Below are 18,183 nucleotides of genomic sequence, written 5' to 3'. Positions count from 1 at the left end.
GCCTCGCCATTCCAGGGAAGACCCGATGCGATGCTTGCTGCGTGCGTTGCCGTTGCTGCTGTGTTCGCTGGCGGTGCATGCCGTCGAGGTGGACCGCCGGATTGCGGTGACCATCGATGACCTGCCATGGGCACGGCTGGACCAGATCGTACCGCCGGATTTGCAGGCACGGCAGGAGGCGTTGATGGCCCAGCTGCATCAGGCGGGCGTGCCGGTGGTCGGCTTCGTCAACGAGAACAAGCTTGAGGTGGACGGGCAGGTGCAGCCGGCGCGGGTGCAGATGCTGCGCGATTGGCGCGATGCGGGCTATGCGCTGGGCAACCACACGTACTCGCATATGGATCTGAATGCGAAGGGTGTGGCGGCGTTCCAGCAGGATTTCCTGCGCGGTGAAACGGTGCTGCGGCCGCTGCTGGCTGAGAAGGGGCAGGCGCCGCAGTGGATGCGCCATCCCTATCTGCGCGCCGGGCGCACACCGGAAGAGCGTGCGCAGATGGATGCGTTCTTCAAGCAGCATGGCTACCGCGTGGCGCCGGTGACGGTGGACAACGGTGAGTGGGTGTGGGCGTTCGCCTATGCCAACGTGATGAACGAGCAGGCGGACTCACCTGCACGCGAAGCGACGCTGGCGCAGCTGCGCAAAGGCTACGTGCCGTACATGCTGAACAAGCTGGACTACTATGAGAAGCAGTCGCAGGCGCTGTTGGGGTACGCGCTGCCGCAGGTGTGGCTGATGCACGCCAATGAGCTCAACGCGGCCACGTTTGCCGAACTGGTGGCGGCCACGAAGCGCCGCGGCTATCGCTTCATTTCACTGGACGAGGCGATGCGTGACCCGGCCTATGCCCGTGGTGCCGAAGGCTATAACGGCCGCTACGGCCCGAGCTGGCTGCACCGCTGGGCGATGGCGGAGAAAAAGCCGAAGGACTTCTACGCCGGCGAACCCGAGGTGCCGGCGTGGGTGATGAAACTGGCCAAGGTCGATTCGGAGTAAGGCTCAGCGCTTGACGGCCAGCACGCCGTCCAGCGCCAGCTCGGCCTTGAAACCGGACTTCTCCAGCCGCTTGGCCACTTCACGTGGGACGTCGCGGCCGCTGGTCAGCTTGTTCGGCGCACCGGTGTAATGGAACAGGCGGCCACCTTTGCGGATGACGCGGGCGAGGTGGTCGTAGAACACCTGCGAGTACAGCTCGCCGGCGATGCCGAAGCGCGGCGGGTCGTGCAGGATCCCATCGACACTGTTGCTGGCGACCTGTTCGATCTGCTGCGAGACGTCGCCGTGGCTGAACTGCAGGCGGCCACCGGCGGCAGCCGAGTCCGGATCCGGCGACCACGGGTTGAGCGTGCGCAGCCACATCACATCGGCGTTCTTCTCGAACGAGCGGATCTGGCCGACACCGGCCTCCAGCGCGCAGGCGGCGAAGTAGCCCAGGCCGCCGCAGGTATCGAGGATGACCTTGCCGGCGGGAGCGACCAGCTCGACCTTGCGGCGCGCATCCTCGAACGGCGACAGCTTCGAGGTCGGCAGCATCTTGATGCCGTCGATCTCGAAGGTGGGGGCACCCCATTCGGTCGGCACCAGCTTGATCAGCGAGCCGCTGTAGCGCGAGATCGGCTCGAACGCCTCGCCATCCCAGTAGTACAGCGTGCGGTCCTTCAGCTTGCCCGGCCACGGGTAGGGCTGGCCCCGGAAGTGGAAGCCGTCGGCGTGCAGTACCACGGTGTCCTGGCTGCGGCCGAGGTCGAGCGAGCCCTGCCATTCGGCGGCGCCCTTGTCATGGGCACGGCGCAGGGTGTCGGCGCTGTCGCGGGTCAGCAGGGGGCCGGTGTAATGGGACACGGCGGGTACCGGGGCGGTTCGGGGGAGGGCATGGTACCGCAGCTGTTGCAGCGCCAAGCCGATGTCACAGTAGATCCACGCCATGCGTGGATGCAGGCAGGGCGGAGTCGAGCGTGGGCCCGACGCTACCGCTGGTACAGCTGTAGCCGTGCGTGGCGCCTTCTCCTGCAATCATGCCGACCCCGCGTGAAGGCTGCATACCCAGCCGGGCGCACGATCGGCGATGGGCCTCCTGGGTTTCCGGTGGCTGTCGATCGAAGTCGTAGCGCATGCGGCCGTCATCCTGCAGCAGCCAGTGCACGGTGACGCGTTCCTTCGTGCCTTCGCCGAGGTCCCAGTCCAGGGTGCGCATTATCAGGATCTGGCCATCGGGCAGTTCCCGGACTTCGTCATAGGCGCCCTGGGTCTTCGGGGCGCTCACCGCAAGCAGCAGGAACAGCAGCATCCGCGTCCATCCTCAAAGAAGACAGGATGTGCCGATGCCACTCCCTGCAGCCATCAGAATCGTTGCGGATTACGGGCACTTCACCGCATACACCGGCCCAGCCCCGATCAGCATCAGCGCCATGTAATCGCTGTCGCTGGCCTTGCCCTTCAACGTGGCGCCCTTGTTGAAGTGGAAGATGCCGAAGCCGCCAGCCATGCGGATCAACGCGCTGTCGATCTGGTCGGCATCATCACGGAAGTAACGGCTGATCTCGCTGCGGTTGGCTTTGTGCAGGGCATTGGGCTCGCGCTGCCACTGCTCGCCGCGGCTGAAGGAAACGAAGTACTGGCCGCCTTCCTTGTCGATGCGGAAGTCGGCGGGCTTGCGCGCGCCGGTGGCGAAGCAGCCCTGCAATGGGTCGGCGGAGAAGGGAAGCCGCGCATCGTCGCCGCAGGCAGTGAGCAGCAGGAGGGCACCGGGCAGCAGCAGGCGGAGCGTGCGCATGGGATGTCCCTACAGGGCGGGTGCGGCTAGTGTAGGCAGCACGCGGGCGCGGCCCGTACAGAAATTCGGCAAGAACACAGGGGTTTTCGGATGGCGCAGGGCAAGGCACCGTGGTGCGGCGTGGCCAGTTGGCTGGGGATTGCAGTGGGTTGGGGTGCGGGCACCGTGGCGGCGCAGGCGGCCGTCGCTGCGGGTGGCAATGGCATGGCCGCAGGGCTGGGCGTGGGCGTGCTGGGTGCGGCGCTGGTGGGCGGCGGCCTGGCGGTGGCCTCGCGCGTGCGCGGTGAACGCTGGCCCTGGATCGGCATTGCTGGCGCGGTGCTGAGCGCGCTGCCGCTGCTGATGTACCTGCTGCGGATGATGTTGAAGCTGTAGTTGAAGCTGTAGTTGTAGAGTCGAGCCATGCTCGACTTGTGGGCAACGCAGCCAGGCATGGCCTGGCTCTACTGGTCAGCGGCGGCCGGAGCATGCCATGCCGGCCAGCGGCCGGCACTACCCGGCGCGGGTCACGCGCTGCGATGGATCTCCACGGTTACATGCACCAGCTCTTCGTGGATGGCCAGCGCGTTGCGAAGGGTATCGGCATCGAGGCTGGCGTCGCTGGTGACCACGCTGGCGCTGACCGCGTACTTGCCGCGGCCGACCTGCCAGACGTGCAGGTCGGCCAGGCGTGCCGGCCACGGGCCCTGTTCGATCACTTCGCGCACTTCGGCCACCACCGGCGCGTCCATCTGCGCGTCGAGCAGGATGCGGCCGCTGTCGCGCAGCAGGCCGATCGCCCAGACCGTCACCAGCACGGCGCCGACCAGGCCCATCACCGGGTCCAGCCAGGTCAGGCCCAGCAACTTGCCGCCGAGCAGGGCGACGATGGCCAACACCGAGGTGGCGGCGTCGGCCAGCACGTGCACATAGGCCGAGCGCAGGTTGAGGTCGTGGCCGTGCGCATGGCTGTGATCGTGGTGATCGTGGTCATGCCCGTGGTGATGGCCATGCTCATGCCCGTGGTGGTGATGCGCGTGGCCCGGGCTGTCGTGCAGCCACCAGGCACACAGCAGGTTCACGCCCAGCCCGACCGCAGCGATGGCGATGGCTTCGTTGTAGTGGATCGGTGCCGGTACCCACAGCCGCTCCAGTGATTGCACGGCCATCAGCGCGGCGACGCCGAGCAGGGCAATGGCGCTGGTATAGCCGGCCAGGATCTCGATCTTCCAGGTGCCGAAGGCGAAGCGCGGGTCGTGCGCGTAGCGGCGCGCGCAGCGGTAGGCGAACACCGAAAGGCCCAGCGCCAGCGCGTGCGAACTCATGTGCCAGCCGTCGGCGAGCACGGCCATGGAGTTGAACCACCATCCGCCGACGATCTCCACCAGCATCATGCAGACGGTGAGCCACAGGGCGCGGCGGGTGTTGCGTTCGGCCAGCGGGTTGCCGTCGTCGAAACGGTGTTCGTGGCGACGGGCGGCGGCGAGGGCGTCCAGATGCATGGGGGTCAAAGGGTGGAGTGGATACCCCCATAGGGTATATGATCCGGCCATGGCTCATGTACACAAGCATCGAAAGCAGCTGCTGACCCGGGTGCGCCGCATCGGCGGCCAGGTGGCGGCGTTGGAGCAGGCGCTGGACAGGCCGGAGGGTGAGGCCGGCGACTGTGCGGACGTGCTGGTGCAGGTTGCCGCCGTGCGCGGTGCCGCCCACAGCCTGCTGATGGAGCTGCTGCACGAGCACCTGCAGGAACACGTGGTGGGCGCCGAAGACCCGCAGCAGCGGGCGGACGAGGCCGCGGTGCTGGTGGAATTGCTTCGCCGCTACGGCAAATAGCAGGGGTAGTACCGGCCGCTGGCCGGCACCTGCAGGTTGCGTGCGGCGTTCATGGGGTTGCCGGCCAGCGGCCGGCACTACCCGTGCCGGTGCCGCGCGTTCCAGATGTGCGTGGCGGCCAGCAGCAGGCTGCCGGTGACGGTCATCGGTGTTTCCCAATCGTGCGAAGGCAGCGCCAGCGCGCCGGCCAGCAGCAGGCCGAGCCCGGCGCCGGCGGTGGCCCAGGCCAGCACGGGCAGTGGGCGGCGGCGCTCGGCCCGCCACAGCGCGTAGCCGGTCAGTGGCAGGGCGATGGCCACGAACAGCAGGTGCACCCATTCCGCTTCGGCCCAGGTGCCAAGCAGTGGCAGCGCGGCGGCAAGCAGGGGCAGCGCCAGGCAGTGCAGCAGGCACAGGCTGGACAGGGCGACCGCGCCGGCATCGAGCAGGGCGGCAGAAGGCGACTTCATCGGGGGAGGTTCCTTGCGCAACAATTGTTATACAGTAACATTTCCGTTCCGCAGCCAACCCGCTCCGACATGAACACTGTTTCCCGCGCCGACCGTCGCCTTCCGGTCACCGTGCTGTCCGGCTTCCTCGGGGCCGGCAAGACCACCCTGCTCAACCAGATCCTGCGCAACCGCGAGGGCCTGCGCGTGGCGGTCATCGTCAACGACATGAGCGAAGTCAACATCGATGCGCAGCTGGTGCGCGAGGGTGGTGCCGAACTGCGCCGCACCGAAGAGACGCTGGTGGAGTTCAGCAATGGCTGCATCTGCTGCACGCTGCGCGACGACCTGCTGCAGGAAGTGCGGCGGCTGGCCGATGCCGGGCGCTACGACTACCTGCTGATCGAGTCGACCGGTATCGGTGAGCCGATGCCGGTGGCGGCCACCTTCGCGGTACGCGACGAGCAGGGCTTCAGCCTGAGTGATATCGCGCGCCTGGACACGATGGTGACGGTGGTGGATGGCAGTGCGTTCCTGGCCGACTTCGGTTCGACGCTGCGCCTGGCCGAGCGCGGGCAGCAGGCCGGGCCGGACGATGATCGCGGCGTGGTCGACCTGCTGTGCGAGCAGGTGGAGTTCGCCGATGTGATCGTGGTCAGCAAGATCGACCAGGTGGATGACGAAGTGCTGCAGGACACGCTGGCCGTGCTGCGTGGCTTGAACCGCGACGCGAAGCTGCTGCTGTCCAGCTTCGGCGATGTTCCCCTGGCCGAGCTGCTGGACACCGGCCGCTTCGATTACGAGCGAGCGCAACGTGCGCCGGGTTGGGTGAAGGAACTGCGTGGCGAGCACACGCCGGAAACCGAGGAATACGGCATCGCCAGTTTCGTCTACCGCTCGCGGCGCCCGTTCCATCCTGCGCGCTTCGCACGCGCGCTGCAGTCGGGCATGCCCGGCGTGATCCGCAGCAAGGGCTGGTTCTGGCTGGCCAACCGCATGGACTGGGTGGGCGAGCTGAACACCGTGGGTGCCGCGACGCGGACGCAGGCGGCGGGGTTCTGGTACGCCGCACGCGACCGCGTGCGCGCCGGGCTGGAGGACACTGCGCCGCTGCTGCCACCGACGCCGCTGCCGTACAGCGACCTGGGGTGGGCGCGGCAGCAGGCCGACTGCTGGAGCGCGCCATTGCCGGGGCTGGAAGAATTCCCGGATGCGGCCGCGCATTCGGCGATGCAACGGCTGTGGCACCCGCTGTGGGGCGACCGCCGCCAGGAGCTGGTGGTGATCGGCGTGCACATGGATGAGCGTGCGGTGCGCGCGGAACTGGATGCCTGCCTGCTCAACGAACAGGAGCTGCGTGCCGGCCCGTTGCTGTGGCATCAGCTGCCGCAGGCGTTCCCGGTGTGGAAGCGGTGATGGTGCATTGAGGATCCATGGGTTGCCGGCCAGCGGCCGGCACTACCCCTGGTCGATATGCCATGCGTGGATGGATGCATGGCGTAGTCGAGCATGGCTCGACTCTACAGACTGTCGCGCCATTGCCAGCTGTTGGCGGTGACCTGCAACACCTGCGTCGGCTGCAACGCCTGCAGCAGGTGCTGGTCGTGGCTGACCATCACCAGGGCACCCGGCCATGCCGCCAGCAGTTCTTCCAGTGCCTGCAACGCGCTCAGGTCCAGTGCGTTGCCGGGCTCGTCCAGCAGCAACAGCTGCGGTGCGGGATCGGCATACAGCACGCTGGCCAGGGCGCCTTTCACCCGTTCGCCATCGCTGAGGCTATGGGCTGCACGCTGGATGCGCTGCGCGTCCAGCCCGAGCAGGGCCAGCCGTGTGCGCAGTTCACCGGTATCAGCCGCCGGGTTGGCGGCCTGCACGGTGTCGAGAATGCTGCGCTCGCCGGACAACCCCAGCAGCTGCTGGTCGAGCAGCGCCAGCGGTGCATGGCGTTGCACGGCGCCACTGCGTGCGGGCAGCTGGCCGGCCAGCACGCGCAGCAGCGTGGACTTGCCACTGCCGTTGTCACCGATCACGGCGATGCGCTGTCCTCGACGGATCTCCAGCTGCAACGGCGCACTGCAGCCATGCGGCAGCACCAGCGAGTCCACCTGCAGCAGACGCGCGCTGCCGCGTTCGCCGTCGCCTGCAAACAGCGCCAGTTCCGGCGTGGCATGAACCGCCGAGGCTGCGACGCGCAGCTGATCGGCGCTGGCCTGCAGGCGCTCGGCCTGTACCTGCTGCGCGCGGCCGTGGCTGGCCTCTGCACGCTGCTTCTGCCGGCCGAGCAGGATCGGCGCCTGGTTGGCCTGCTTCGCATCGCGATTGCCGCGTGCCTGGCGTTGCTGCTGGCGCTCGTGCTGTTCGCGTGCGCTGCGTTGCTGCTGCCGGTGCTGGGCGCGCGCATGGTCGAGCTGTGCAGCAGCGGCTTCGCGTTCGGCGGCGCGCGTGTCCGCGTAGTGCTGCCACGGCCCGCCATAGCGATGCAGCCCGCGCGCGTCGAGTTCGACGATCTGCTGCATCTGCGCCAGCAGCTCGCGATCGTGGCTGATTGCCAGCAGGCCGCCACGCCACTGCTGCAGGTGTTCGTACAACTGTTGGCGATGGCGGGCATCGAGGTGGTTGCTGGGTTCGTCCAGGATCAGCCAATCGGCGCCGCTGGCCCAGGCGCCGGACAACGCCACCTGCATGGCCTGGCCGCCACTGAGGCGCGCGGCGGGTTGGGCAGGATCGAGATCGCCGGGCAGCCGTAGCGCCTGCCATTGCTGCTGCAGGCGCTCGCGCAGATCCCAACGCTCGCCAACACAGGCGAAGTCGCTCTCGTCCACGCTGCCGGCTTCGATGCGTTGCAGTGCGGCCAGTTCCGCGCCGACGCCGGCCAGTTCGCCAACCGTGCCGGTGGGGGGATAGCCGGGCATCGGCAACAGGAACACGCGGCCGCTGCTGCGTATCAGCCCGCTGTCGGGCAGCAGGTGGCCGGCCAGCAGGCGGGCGAGCACGCTCTTGCCGGTGCCATTGGCACCGACCAGGCCGGTGGCAACCGGTTCGAAGGAAAACGACAGATCGGAAAACAGCGGGCGGCCGTCGGCCAGCCGATACGACACGCGATCGAGCGTGAGGGAATGTGTGGTCATGCGACCTCCATGGATGCCGGGTTCTCCCCTGCGCGCAGGGGCGGGAAGAGTCAGGCCGTCTGGTGGGAAGACGGCGGCATCAATGGCGCATTGGTCGCGAGCCTCTTGGAGGAATGAGCGGGCAGTATAGCGGGGCTGGCTGAATGGTCGGGTGTGGTGGGCCGGGCATCCGGCAAGTCGAGCATGGCTCGACTCTACAAAGGCATCCACGCATGGCGTGGATCTACTGTGGGCCGGGCATGGGGGGGATCGCGCCTAGGGCACGGTTTCCAGGCGGGCGCTGACGAAATCGATGAACACCCGCAGCTTCGGCAGTACGTGGCGGCCCGAGGGCCACAGCAGGTGGAAGATGCCGCAGGAATGCACGTGTTCGTCCAGCACGGTAACCAAGCGGCCGTCCGCCAGCGCATCGCGCACCGAGTGCACCGGCACGAAGGCCAGGCCGACGTGGCGCAGTGACAGCGCCACCCGCGCCTCGATGGTGTTGGCCACCATGTGTACCGGCAGCTCCTGCGGGGTTTCCTCATCGGGCCAGTGGATCGGCCACAGTTCCAGCTTGCCGGTGCTGGGGAAGCGGTAGTGCAGCAGCGTGTGCTGCAGCAGTTCGGCGGGTGTGCGTGGCGTGCCGCGGCGCTGCAGGTAGGCCGGCGAGGCGACGATGCGGCGTGGAAACACGCCCAGGCGACGTGCGTTCATGCGCGAATCGCTGGGTTCACCGACACGCAGCACTGCATCGAAACCTTCCTCGATGACATCGACCAATCGGTCGCTGAAGTCGAGGTCAAGGCGGATGTCCGGATACGCCGCCATGAACTCGGCCATCAACGGCAGGGTGAGGTCGCCCACCAACGGCAGGCCGATGCGCAGCGTGCCGCGGGGCGTGGCGTGTGGTTGTGCCAGCTCGGTGCGTGCGGCATCGCGCTCGTCGAGGATGCGCCGGCAGCGTGCCAGGAACAGCTGGCCCTCGGCGGTGAGGGTGATGCTGCGCGTGCTGCGATGGAACAGGCGCACGCCCAGTGCATGCTCCAGCCGCGCAACGCACTTGCCGGCGGCCGAGGCGGAGATGCCCTGCAGGCGCCCGGTCTCGACGAAGCTGCGGGTGTCGGCGGCGTGCACGAAGGTCTGCAGGTTGGCGAGGTTGTCCAGGACTGACATGGGCGTGCGGGCGATGAAAGCAGCAGGGTAGAGAGGGCGATGGCGCTGGTCGGCGCCGCCACCGCAACACTGTGGTGCGGGGCGCGGTCGCCGGCCGTTGCGGCCTTGCAGTTCCGGCCATGATGCCGATTGCGGACTGCACGGTCCATGATGCCCGGAGCGGCAACCGGCTTTTTGCGCCGAGCCATGCTGCCTAACGTGGCGGGCCTCTCCCCACGGATCACCGCGATGAATGCCGCTCTTTCCCTTGAACCCGCACCGACGCTGCCTTCGGTGCAGCGGCTGCTGCAGCAGGTCCACCCCCTGCGCCTGGTCGGTGCGGTGGTGCTGGTGCGCGAGCACGGCGTGCTGCGCCATGCCAGCGCGACCGGGCTGGCCGATCGCGAGTCGGCCCTGCCGATGCTGCGCGACCAGCTGTTCCGGCTGGCATCGGTCAGCAAGCCGCTGTTGACCACGGTGATCCTGCGCCTGGTGGCCGAGGGCGTGCTCGACCTCGATGCGCCGGTGCAGCGTTGGTTGCCGGAGTTCCGCCCGGCGCTGGCCGATGGCCGCACGCCGCCGATCAGCCTGCGCCAGCTGCTCAGCCACAGCAGCGGGCTGGGCTACCGTTTCCTGGAAGCCGATGCAGACGGCCCCTATGCGCGCGCTGGGGTCAGCGATGGCCTGGACGCGAACCCGCTCTCGCTGGCCGAGAACGTACGCCGGATCGCGCAGGCACCGCTGCTGTTCGAGCCGGGCAGCCAATGGCTGTACTCATTGGGCGTGGATGTGGCCGGTGCGGTGGCCGAAGCCGCGACCGGTGAAACGCTGCAGGTGCTGTTCCGGCGTTTGCTGGCCGTCCCCTTGGGCCTGCGCGATACCGCGTTCGCCACGCGCGAGGGTGCGCGGCTGGCCACGCCCTATGTGAGCGACACGCCGCAGCCGCATCGCCTGCGTGAAGGCGAGGTGGTTGCGCCGTTCGAAGGTACGGTCGGCATCGAGTACAGCCTTGCGCGTGCGCTCGATGCCAGCCGTTTCGCTTCCGCCGGCGCCGGCCTGGTGGGTACTGCCGATGAGGTGATGGTGGTGCTGGAGGCCTTGCGTGATGTGCAGCGCTCCGGCCTGCTGCCGCCCGCGCTGGCGGCAGAGATGGCCAGCCCGCAGGTGGGCGAGCAGGGGCCGCCGGAACCGGCTGGCTGGGGCTTCGGGCTGGGCTTTGCGGTGTTGCGCGATGCTGCCGCCAGTGGCACGCCGCAGCGCGAAGGGACTTGGCGCTGGGGCGGCGCCTATGGTCACAGCTGGTTCGTCGACCCGTCGCGTGGGCTGAGCGTGGTGGCGCTGACCAACACCCTGTACGAAGGCATGGATGGGGACTTCGTCGATGAGCTGCGTGATGCGGTGTACGCCGATCTGGAGACCGTGCGATGAGTGGCCATGCCATTGATGCGGCCAGCCCGGCCGGTGAGGCTACGCGTCTGCCATGGGCGGGCCTGCTGGCGTTGGCCGGTGGTGGCTTCATCACCCTGCTGACCGAGACCCTGCCGGCCGGTGTACTGCGTCCGATGGGCGACAGCCTGGGCGTGAGTGATGCGGCGGTCGGCCAGCTGGTGAGCGTGTATGCGCTGGGCTCGGTGATGGCCGCGCTGCCGATGACCGCGCTGACCCAGCGCCTGCCGCGGCGTCCGCTGTTGCTGGCCGCCATTGCCGGTTTCGTGGTGGTCAACACGCTGACCGCGCTGAGCAGCAGTTACCCGCTGATCCTCGCCGCGCGCTTCCTGGCCGGCGTGAGCGGTGGCCTGCTGTGGTCGCTGGTGGCCGGTTACGCCGCGCGCATGGTGGTGCCGTCGTTGCAGGGGCGGGCCATCGCGGTGGCAATGGTGGGTTCGCCGTTGGCGCTGTCACTGGGGGTGCCGGCCGGTACGCTGCTCGGCCAGCAGATCGGCTGGCGCTGGGCGTTCGCATTGATGAGCGTGCTGGGCGTGGGTCTGCTGGCATACGCGCGCTGGACACTGCCGGCGCTGCCGGCGGCCAGTGCCGGCCAGCGCACTTCGCTGGCTACGGTCTGGCGGATGCCCGGCGTGCGCAGCACGCTGCTGGTGATGATGCTGTACGTGCTGGCGCACAACGTGCTGTACACCTACATCGAGCCGCTGGCGGTCGATGCGGGTGCCGGTGCGTGGCTGGACCGGCTGCTGCTGGCGTTCGGCGTGGCGGCGATTGCCGGCATCGGGATTGCTGGCTGGGGCGTGGATCGCCACCTGCGTGCGCTGGTGTGGGCGGCGGTGACCGGCTTCATCGTGCCGGTACTGACGTTGCTGGTATGGCCGGGTGCGGCGACCGCGCTGCTGCTGGCGACGATCCTGTGGGGCGTGGCGTTCGGTGCGGTGCCGACGCTGTTCCAGGCCGCACTGGCACGCCGTGCGGGTGCCGCCGCAGACCTGGCGCAGTCGATGCTGGTGACCGGCTGGAACCTGGCCATAGCCGCCGGCGGCGTGGCGGGCGGGGTGCTGCTGCAGGCCAGTGGCCCACGCCAGCTGGGATGGTTGCCGTTGCTGTTGCTGGCGGTGACCGTGGCGTGGCTGCTGGCACGGCCGAAGGCGTGGGCGTAGGCAGCCGATCAGTGTCACGTGGTGCCGGCCAGCGGCCGGCACTACCGTGGTCCGCGCCATCCACGCATGGCGTGGAACTACCGAGCGCAGCGACCCGCGTTTGCTTTTGCTTTCTTCTGTTGATTCCGTGGTGGGACGCAGCCGGAACCCGACCGCCCCGGCCAACTCCGGGATAGCTGTACGCGACCCACCACGAGGGGCTCTGCCGTTGGCCGTCCTACTCGATCCCCTCACGCTCGATCGGCACGCTGCGCGGGTTCTGCATGTGTTCGCGTGCCGCGCCGTACTGCTGCTGCCGCTTGTGGTGGAAGGCGACGAACTCATCGCGGGGCAGTGGCCGCGAGAACAGCCAGCCCTGGCCGAATTCCACATGCCGGCTGTGCAGGTAGGCCAGCTGTGCTTCGGTTTCCACGCCCTCGGCCACCACCCACAGGCCCAGCTCCTTGGCCATGTCGATGATGTGCGGCGTGACCGGGCTGGTCGCGCTTTCGGTACCGATCGCATCGATGAACGACTTGTCGATCTTCAGCGCATCCAGTGGCAGCTGTTCCAGGTACTGCAGGCTGGAGAAGCCGACGCCGAAATCGTCGATGGCCACGCTGTGCCCGGTACGGCGTGCCTGCGCCAGCATCGTGCGCGCGCGGTCCAGGTCGAGGAAGCCGCGCTCGGTGGCCTCCATCCAGATCTGCTGCGGCAGGATGCCGCTGCCGGCCATGTGCCGGGAAATCATCTTCAGGGCGCGGCCGCTGCTGATGTCTTCGGCAGCGAGGTTGATCGCGATGTGCGCGCTGCGGTCGGCCACCAACAGCTCGCGCATGTCGCGCACCACGTTCTCGATCACCAGGTCGGTGACGTCGGCGATCATGCCGGCCTCTTCGGCCAGCGGAATGAACAGGTCGGGCCGCACCTGGGTGCCATCCGGGCGTTGCCAGCGCACCAGCGCTTCGGCGCCGACGCAGATGCCGGTGTCGAGCTCGATGATCGGCTGGTAATGCAGGTACAGCTCGCGGCGGCGGATGGCGGTGGCCAGTTCACCGCGCAGCGACAGGCGGCGCCGCGACAGCCAGATCACCAGGCCGGCACCGGCGGCGGCCAGCAGCAGGCCGACCGGCACGTACAGCCACGCCTGCTGGCGGAACGCCGCAGCCAGCGCGGTGCGTGGCGTCGTGGCGATGGCCAGCCATTCCTCGTTGCGCGAGGTGGCGTACAGCGTGCTGTGATCCAGGCCTTCGCCGGGGTCGCGCAGCAGTGCCTGCAACAGCTCCGGATCAAGGCCGGGCTGTTGGGCCAGCAGGCGTCCATCCGGGCTGGCCAAGGCCAGCCGCACGTTCGGGTCGGCAATGACATCGACGAAGCGGCGCGGGTCCACCAGTGCGTCGTAGGACCCATACAGGATCGCCAGCACCTGGCGCCGCCCGCTGTTTTCAGGGCGCACATCCACCGCAATGCCGGCGCCATCGCTGGTGACGTGGTCGGGCGTGGGTTGATCCACGTCGGACAGGAACGGTCCCCACGAGGTGCAGCGCAGCTTGCCACCTTCGAAGTAGCCCATCTGGTCGATCGACGGGGTGGTCATCACCAGCGTCTGCATGCGCCGCACGTGCTCGGGACTGCAGGGCACGTAGGCGCCGGCCTCGGCCGATTTCAGCGCCGCCAGTGCTTCCTGGTAGGACAGGTCGGAGCGGCGCAGGGTGCGGTCGGCGATGTCGCGCAGGCGCTGCTGCTCGACGCTGACCGCGCGGTCCCAGGTGGCGTAGGCCATGACCGCGATCGGCACGGCGGCGGCCAGCAGCGCCAGCGCGGTGCCTCCGATGATGACGCGCAGCCGGCTCATGGCCGGGGCTCCAGCGGGGCGGGCGGGGCAGGGCGCATGGTCGGGCCGGTCCTTGGGCAGGTGCGGCTATCTGAGCATGGCGCCGGGCCGGGCGGAATGGGATCAATACGGTATTCGGTCACATTGTGGTGAAAGCGGCCGACTTTGACGTAATGGGTCCGTCCGGCGCTGGCGCTCGGCGCCGCGGAGGACTACCGTCGGATGCTTCGCCCGTCCCTTAGCCCGCGCCCATGACCGAGCCCGCAACGCCCCCCGAGCACCTGCGCCGCAGCCTGTCCAACCGCCACCTGCAACTGATCGCCATCGGCGGTGCCATCGGCACCGGCCTGTTCATGGGGTCGGGCAAGACCATCAGCCTGGCCGGCCCGTCCATCGTCTTCGTCTACCTGATCATCGGCGCGATGCTGTTCTTCGTGATGCGCGCGATGGGCGAGCTGCTGTTGTCCAACCTGCAGTACAAATCCTTCATCGATTTCTCCACCGACCTGCTCGGTCCGTGGGCCGGGTTCTTCTGTGGATGGACGTACTGGTTCTGCTGGATCGTCACCGCCATTGCCGACGTGATCGCGATCGCCGCCTATGCGCAGTTCTGGTTTCCCGGGCTTGAAGCCTGGAAACCGGCGCTGGCCTGCGTGATGCTGCTGCTGGCGTTGAACCTGGTGACGGTGAAGCTGTTCGGCGAAATGGAATTCTGGTTCGCGCTGATCAAGATCGTGGCGATCTGCGCGCTGATCATCACCGGCGCCGGCCTGGTGGCGTGGGGTTTCACCTCGCCCAGCGGCCACACCGCCTCGCTGTCGAACCTGTGGAATGACGGTGGCATGTTCCCGATGGGGCTGGTCGGCTTCTTCGCCGGTTTCCAGATTGCGGTGTTCGCCTTCGTCGGCATCGAGCTGGTGGGCACCACCGCCGCCGAAACCGCCGACCCCGAGCGCAACCTGCCCAAGGCGATCAATTCGATCCCGGTGCGCATCATCATCTTCTACGTGCTGGCGCTGATCGCGATCATGGCCGTCACCCCGTGGCGCCAGGTGGTGCCGGACAAGAGCCCGTTCGTGCAGCTGTTCGTGCTGGCCGGCATTCCCGCCGCCGCCAGCCTGATCAACTTCGTGGTGCTGACCTCGGCCACGTCCTCGGCCAACAGCGGCATCTTCTCCACCAGCCGCATGCTGTACGGCCTGGCCGAAGAGGGCCACGCCCCACGCGGGCTGTCGAAACTGTCGCGCGCCGCGGTGCCGGCCCGCGGCCTGCTGTTCTCATGCCTGTGCCTGCTGGGCGGCACGTTGCTGATCTACCTGATTCCCAACCTGGTGACCGCCTTCACCCTGGTGACGACGCTGGCGACGGTGCTGTTCATCTTCGTCTGGTCGCTGATCCTGGTGGCCTACATGGCCTATCGCCGCCGCTACCCGGAGCGCCATGCCGCGTCGATCTTCAAGATGCCCGGCGGCGTTGCGATGTGCTGGGCCTGCCTGGTGTTCTTCGCCGGCGTGCTGGTGCTGCTGAGCCTGCAGGGCGACACCCGCCAGGCGCTGATCGCCAGCCCCGCGTGGTTCGTGCTGCTGGGCGTGGGGTATTGGGTGCGGCGGCGGACCGCGGAGTAACCCGGCGTTTTCGTTCCATTGATTGATCCATTGTCTCCGGACGTTTCATCCACGCATGGCGTGGATCTACTGCTCGTCGCAGGAAACTGTCGAAGGCGGGGTGGGTCCGGTTGTGGGGGCGTGAGCCGCATGGATGCGGCGACCGAGCTTACATGGACGTACTTGCAGCGTCCCCCACAACCGGACCCACCCCGCCATCCTTCAGCCAACTTGCTGTTGCTCTTGATCTGGCCTCTGCAGGTGCAGAGCGCAGCCCTGCCGACCCCCATTCACCCAACATTAGCGGGCGCGGCCGGATCATCCGGCCGCCATGTCCCGTCGCCCCCTCCTGCTTGCGCTGTTGCTGCTGCCCAGCCTGTGGCCCGGGCCGGCCGCCGCGCGCACCGTCTATCGCTGCGTGCAGGGCAACACCGTCAGCCTGGCCACCGCCCCGGAACCGGGCTCGCGTTGCACCGCCAGGGAGATCGACGACAACGCCATCCAGACTCCGAACCTGTGGGGCAACATGGGCGTGTTCAGCGGCGTGCTGTACGAGCGCGAACAGGACGGGGCGCTGGTCTACTCCACGCGCAACCTGCCCGGCTCGCGGGTGTTCCTGAAGTTCACCGTGGCCACGCCGCCCGGCGAGCCGGCACACGAAGGGTTGGGCAAGGTCGGCAAGCCGCAGCTGGCGCAGCACGCCAGGCAGTTCAAGGCCGCGGCCAAGGCCACCGGGGTCGATGATGCGTGGTTGCGTGCGATCGCCCACGCCGAAAGCAATTTCGATGCGCTGGCGGTATCCAGCAAGGGCGCGCAGGGGGTGATGCAGCTGATGCCCGATACCGCGCTGGAATATGGGGTAAGCGATCCGTTCTCGCCGCAGCAGTCGATCGAGGGTGGCGCGCGCTACATGCGCGCGCTGTTGCGCCGCTACAACGGCGACCGTCCGTTGGCGGCGGCCGCCTACAACGCGGGCATCGGTGCGGTCACCCGCTACAAGGGCGTACCGCCCTATGCCGAAACCCTGGCCTACGTGGACAAGGTGATGGCCCTGTACGCGCGCTACCGTGAAGCGATGGGCATCCGTACCGAGGTGCCGGCGCGTTAGCCGGACGGTGCTGCCCGCACGTGGCGTTGTAGAGCCGAGCCCATGCTCGGCTGAGGTGCCAGCAGCCGAGCATGGGCTCGGCTCTACAGGGAGTCTGCTCAGCGCGAGGTGGAGGTGCTGACCAGGTCGTAGCGCTCGATGCGGCCGACGCGTGCCACCTCGGCCTGTACATCCGCACGCTGCTTGAGTGCGCGCCAGGCGGCATCGATGCGTACGTCGCCCGGCAGCGAAGGGTAGGTGCGCATGTCCTGCAGGCTGGCCAGGGTTTCACCGCGTTCCACCGGCGAGCGCAGCTGTTCGATCAGCACGGCGGCGGCACCGTCCAGGTTGCCTTCCTCCAGCAGCATTTCGCGATGGAACAGGCGGGCGTCATCGCGCTGGGCCAGGATCACCGCGCGCGCCGCATCGCGTGCCTTGGCATCGCCACGCTCGCGGGCGGCGGCGAACTGCAGCAGCGCCTGCGCGGCCTTGCCGTAGCCAGCGAGGCCCGGCATGTCATTCACTGCCTGCGCAGCGTCCTGCATGCGGCCCAGCGAACTGAACACGAAACCGACATTCATCTGGTGCTCGACACCATCCGGGCCGAGCGCGCCGATGCGTGCGGCCTGCTTTGCGGTGGCCAGCGCCTCATCGGTGCGGCCCAGCCGGCGCAGCGCGGTGAGCCGGCTGTTGAGCAGCCAGGCTACCCATTCCGCTTCCGCGGCGGAAGGCGATTCGCCGTTGCTCGCCGCACCGGCCATGCCCTCGGTCAACGACAGCACTTCCTCGTTGCGGTCCAGCATCAGCAGGGTGGTGCTGAACTCGGCCATGCGCGCATCCAGTGCGCGGTCGAGCAGGCCGGAGACGCGCAGTTGATCGAGGTGGCGCTGTGCCGCCTGCACCGGATCGAAGCGCGCATCGCCGCGATCGACATAACGGTCGAAGCGCTTGTCGCTGCGCAGGCGGATGATCTCGGCCGGGCTGTCGATGCGCGCCAGCGTGGCTGGGATGCCGTCACCACGCCCGTTGTCGGCCTGCAGCGTGGCCAGCGCCAGCCACAGCCCGGTGGGCTCCAGGCCGCCACTCTTCCAGCCGTTGTCGAACAGCGCCTGCAGCAGGTCCATGCGCTTCTGTGGCTGGTCACGCAGGCGGTACTGCAGGTAGTTGATGGCGTGGTGATCGACCGGCAGCGGTGCGTCGGCATGCTGCAGTGCCTTCACCAGGAACGTGGTGGCTGCGGCCGGCTGGTTGTCCGACAGTTCCACCGACACCTGGGTGAGCAGGACCTGGGCATCCTCCGGCAGGGCCTCCTGCGCCCGCTGCAGGTAGCGGCGGGCCTGGTCCGGCTTCTTCTGCATCAGCGCGGTCCAGCCGGCCACCTGCGCGGCGCGGCCACGATGCTCGGCATCGAAGTCGTCCAGCAACGGATCCTCCATCAGCCGCTCCATGCTGATCAGCGCACCCAGCGTATTGCCGCTGCGTGCCTGCTGGATCGCTTCATCCCAGCGCGTGGCGTACGCCGCGTGTACTGCGTCGGCGGTGGCTGATGGCTTCTGCGGGGCCACCGTGATCGAGGCGGAGGCGGGCGCGATGGCCAATGCGGCCAGCAGCAGGGCGGTGAGGGGGAGAACGCGGGGCATGGAGAATCTCCATCCGTGGGAACCGCATTGAACCTGCTGCAGCCAGCGAGGACAAGCACGAGGAAGGGAATTCTGGCGTTCAGCCGCACGATCGGCCGTGGCGGATCGCACGCGCAGCGTCTATTGTCGGTGCCTCTTCAAGCAGCAGGCAGAG

At 68.2% G+C, this 18,183-nt stretch carries 17 protein-coding genes; 8 read left to right on the top strand and 9 right to left on the bottom strand.

The window, feature by feature from the left end:
• Window positions 1-25 precede the first annotated feature (25 nt).
• Window positions 26-994, top strand: coding sequence for a polysaccharide deacetylase family protein (locus BKE09_RS08945; protein ID WP_075675506.1), 969 nt, complete (start codon window positions 26-28; stop codon window positions 992-994).
• Between the two features lie 3 nt (window positions 995-997).
• Here the strand turns inward: BKE09_RS08945 and BKE09_RS08940 are convergent, their stop codons facing one another.
• From BKE09_RS08940 to BKE09_RS08930, 3 genes are all read right to left on the bottom strand, one after another.
• A complete protein-coding gene (locus tag BKE09_RS08940) occupies window positions 998-1,840 on the bottom strand; it encodes an MnmC family methyltransferase (RefSeq protein ID WP_083663110.1) in 843 nt (280 codons plus the stop codon).
• Between the two features lie 64 nt (window positions 1,841-1,904).
• Window positions 1,905-2,285, bottom strand: coding sequence for a hypothetical protein (locus tag BKE09_RS08935; protein ID WP_049443550.1), 381 nt, complete (start codon window positions 2,283-2,285; stop codon window positions 1,905-1,907).
• 69 nt (window positions 2,286-2,354) lie between these two features.
• Window positions 2,355-2,771 (bottom strand): hypothetical protein, encoded by a 417-nt coding sequence (locus BKE09_RS08930; protein WP_075675504.1) that lies wholly within the window; start codon window positions 2,769-2,771, stop codon window positions 2,355-2,357.
• Between the two features lie 90 nt (window positions 2,772-2,861).
• On the opposite strand from BKE09_RS08930, the gene BKE09_RS08925 reads away from it, so the two are divergent.
• Window positions 2,862-3,146, top strand: coding sequence for a hypothetical protein (locus BKE09_RS08925; RefSeq protein ID WP_075675503.1), 285 nt, complete (start codon window positions 2,862-2,864; stop codon window positions 3,144-3,146).
• 131 nt (window positions 3,147-3,277) lie between these two features.
• On the opposite strand, the gene dmeF is transcribed toward BKE09_RS08925, so the two are convergent.
• The gene (gene dmeF / locus BKE09_RS08920; protein WP_075675502.1) at window positions 3,278-4,252 is read right to left on the bottom strand and encodes a CDF family Co(II)/Ni(II) efflux transporter DmeF; all 975 of its coding nucleotides are present in this window, start codon (window positions 4,250-4,252) and stop codon (window positions 3,278-3,280) included.
• 49 nt (window positions 4,253-4,301) lie between these two features.
• Here dmeF and BKE09_RS08915 point away from each other — a divergent pair, with 49 nt between their 5' ends.
• Window positions 4,302-4,586, top strand: a complete 285-nt coding sequence (locus BKE09_RS08915) for a metal-sensing transcriptional repressor (protein ID WP_075675501.1) — start codon at window positions 4,302-4,304, stop codon at window positions 4,584-4,586.
• A 77-nt stretch (window positions 4,587-4,663) separates the two neighbouring features.
• Here BKE09_RS08915 and BKE09_RS08910 read toward each other — a convergent pair whose 3' ends face one another.
• A complete protein-coding gene (locus BKE09_RS08910) occupies window positions 4,664-5,035 on the bottom strand; it encodes a MerC family mercury resistance protein (RefSeq protein ID WP_075675500.1) in 372 nt (123 codons plus the stop codon).
• A gap of 69 nt (window positions 5,036-5,104) precedes the next feature.
• On the opposite strand from BKE09_RS08910, the gene BKE09_RS08905 reads away from it, so the two are divergent.
• Window positions 5,105-6,430 carry a GTP-binding protein gene (locus BKE09_RS08905; protein ID WP_049443559.1) on the top strand — a complete coding sequence of 442 codons (1,326 nt, stop codon included), beginning with the start codon at window positions 5,105-5,107 and terminating at the stop codon, window positions 6,428-6,430.
• A gap of 104 nt (window positions 6,431-6,534) precedes the next feature.
• Here the strand turns inward: BKE09_RS08905 and BKE09_RS08900 are convergent, their stop codons facing one another.
• Window positions 6,535-8,142: an ATP-binding cassette domain-containing protein gene (locus BKE09_RS08900; protein ID WP_075675499.1), complete on the bottom strand. Its 1,608-nt coding sequence runs from the start codon at window positions 8,140-8,142 to the stop codon at window positions 6,535-6,537.
• 255 nt (window positions 8,143-8,397) lie between these two features.
• Window positions 8,398-9,297 carry a LysR family transcriptional regulator gene (locus BKE09_RS08895; protein WP_075675498.1) on the bottom strand — a complete coding sequence of 300 codons (900 nt, stop codon included), beginning with the start codon at window positions 9,295-9,297 and terminating at the stop codon, window positions 8,398-8,400.
• A 228-nt stretch (window positions 9,298-9,525) separates the two neighbouring features.
• On the opposite strand from BKE09_RS08895, the gene BKE09_RS08890 reads away from it, so the two are divergent.
• Together BKE09_RS08890 and BKE09_RS08885 are read left to right on the top strand one after the other, a co-directional pair.
• Window positions 9,526-10,704 carry a serine hydrolase domain-containing protein gene (locus tag BKE09_RS08890; RefSeq protein ID WP_075675497.1) on the top strand — a complete coding sequence of 393 codons (1,179 nt, stop codon included), beginning with the start codon at window positions 9,526-9,528 and terminating at the stop codon, window positions 10,702-10,704.
• Window positions 10,701-11,885, top strand: coding sequence for an MFS transporter (locus BKE09_RS08885; RefSeq protein ID WP_075675496.1), 1,185 nt, complete (start codon window positions 10,701-10,703; stop codon window positions 11,883-11,885). The genes BKE09_RS08890 and BKE09_RS08885 overlap by 4 nt, the downstream gene beginning before the upstream one ends.
• Before the next feature lie 217 nt (window positions 11,886-12,102).
• On the opposite strand, the gene BKE09_RS08880 is transcribed toward BKE09_RS08885, so the two are convergent.
• Window positions 12,103-13,719, bottom strand: a complete 1,617-nt coding sequence (locus BKE09_RS08880; protein WP_075675495.1) for an EAL domain-containing protein — start codon at window positions 13,717-13,719, stop codon at window positions 12,103-12,105.
• Between the two features lie 230 nt (window positions 13,720-13,949).
• Here BKE09_RS08880 and cycA point away from each other — a divergent pair, with 230 nt between their 5' ends.
• Together cycA and BKE09_RS08870 are read left to right on the top strand one after the other, a co-directional pair.
• Complete coding sequence (gene cycA / locus BKE09_RS08875) at window positions 13,950-15,323, top strand: D-serine/D-alanine/glycine transporter (RefSeq protein ID WP_075675494.1); 1,374 nt, start codon at window positions 13,950-13,952, stop codon at window positions 15,321-15,323.
• Between the two features lie 310 nt (window positions 15,324-15,633).
• Window positions 15,634-16,410: a lytic transglycosylase domain-containing protein gene (locus tag BKE09_RS08870; RefSeq protein ID WP_075675493.1), complete on the top strand. Its 777-nt coding sequence runs from the start codon at window positions 15,634-15,636 to the stop codon at window positions 16,408-16,410.
• A 98-nt stretch (window positions 16,411-16,508) separates the two neighbouring features.
• On the opposite strand, the gene BKE09_RS08865 is transcribed toward BKE09_RS08870, so the two are convergent.
• A complete protein-coding gene (locus BKE09_RS08865) occupies window positions 16,509-18,029 on the bottom strand; it encodes a hypothetical protein (protein WP_075675492.1) in 1,521 nt (506 codons plus the stop codon).
• Window positions 18,030-18,183: the final 154 nt, after the last annotated feature.

The sequence above is a fragment of the Stenotrophomonas sp. TD3 genome (assembly GCF_001939825.1).
In the GTDB taxonomy this organism is placed as follows: domain Bacteria; phylum Pseudomonadota; class Gammaproteobacteria; order Xanthomonadales; family Xanthomonadaceae; genus Stenotrophomonas.
Note: the sequence above shows the minus strand (reverse complement) of the source record. Positions and strands in the feature narration are given on the sequence as shown.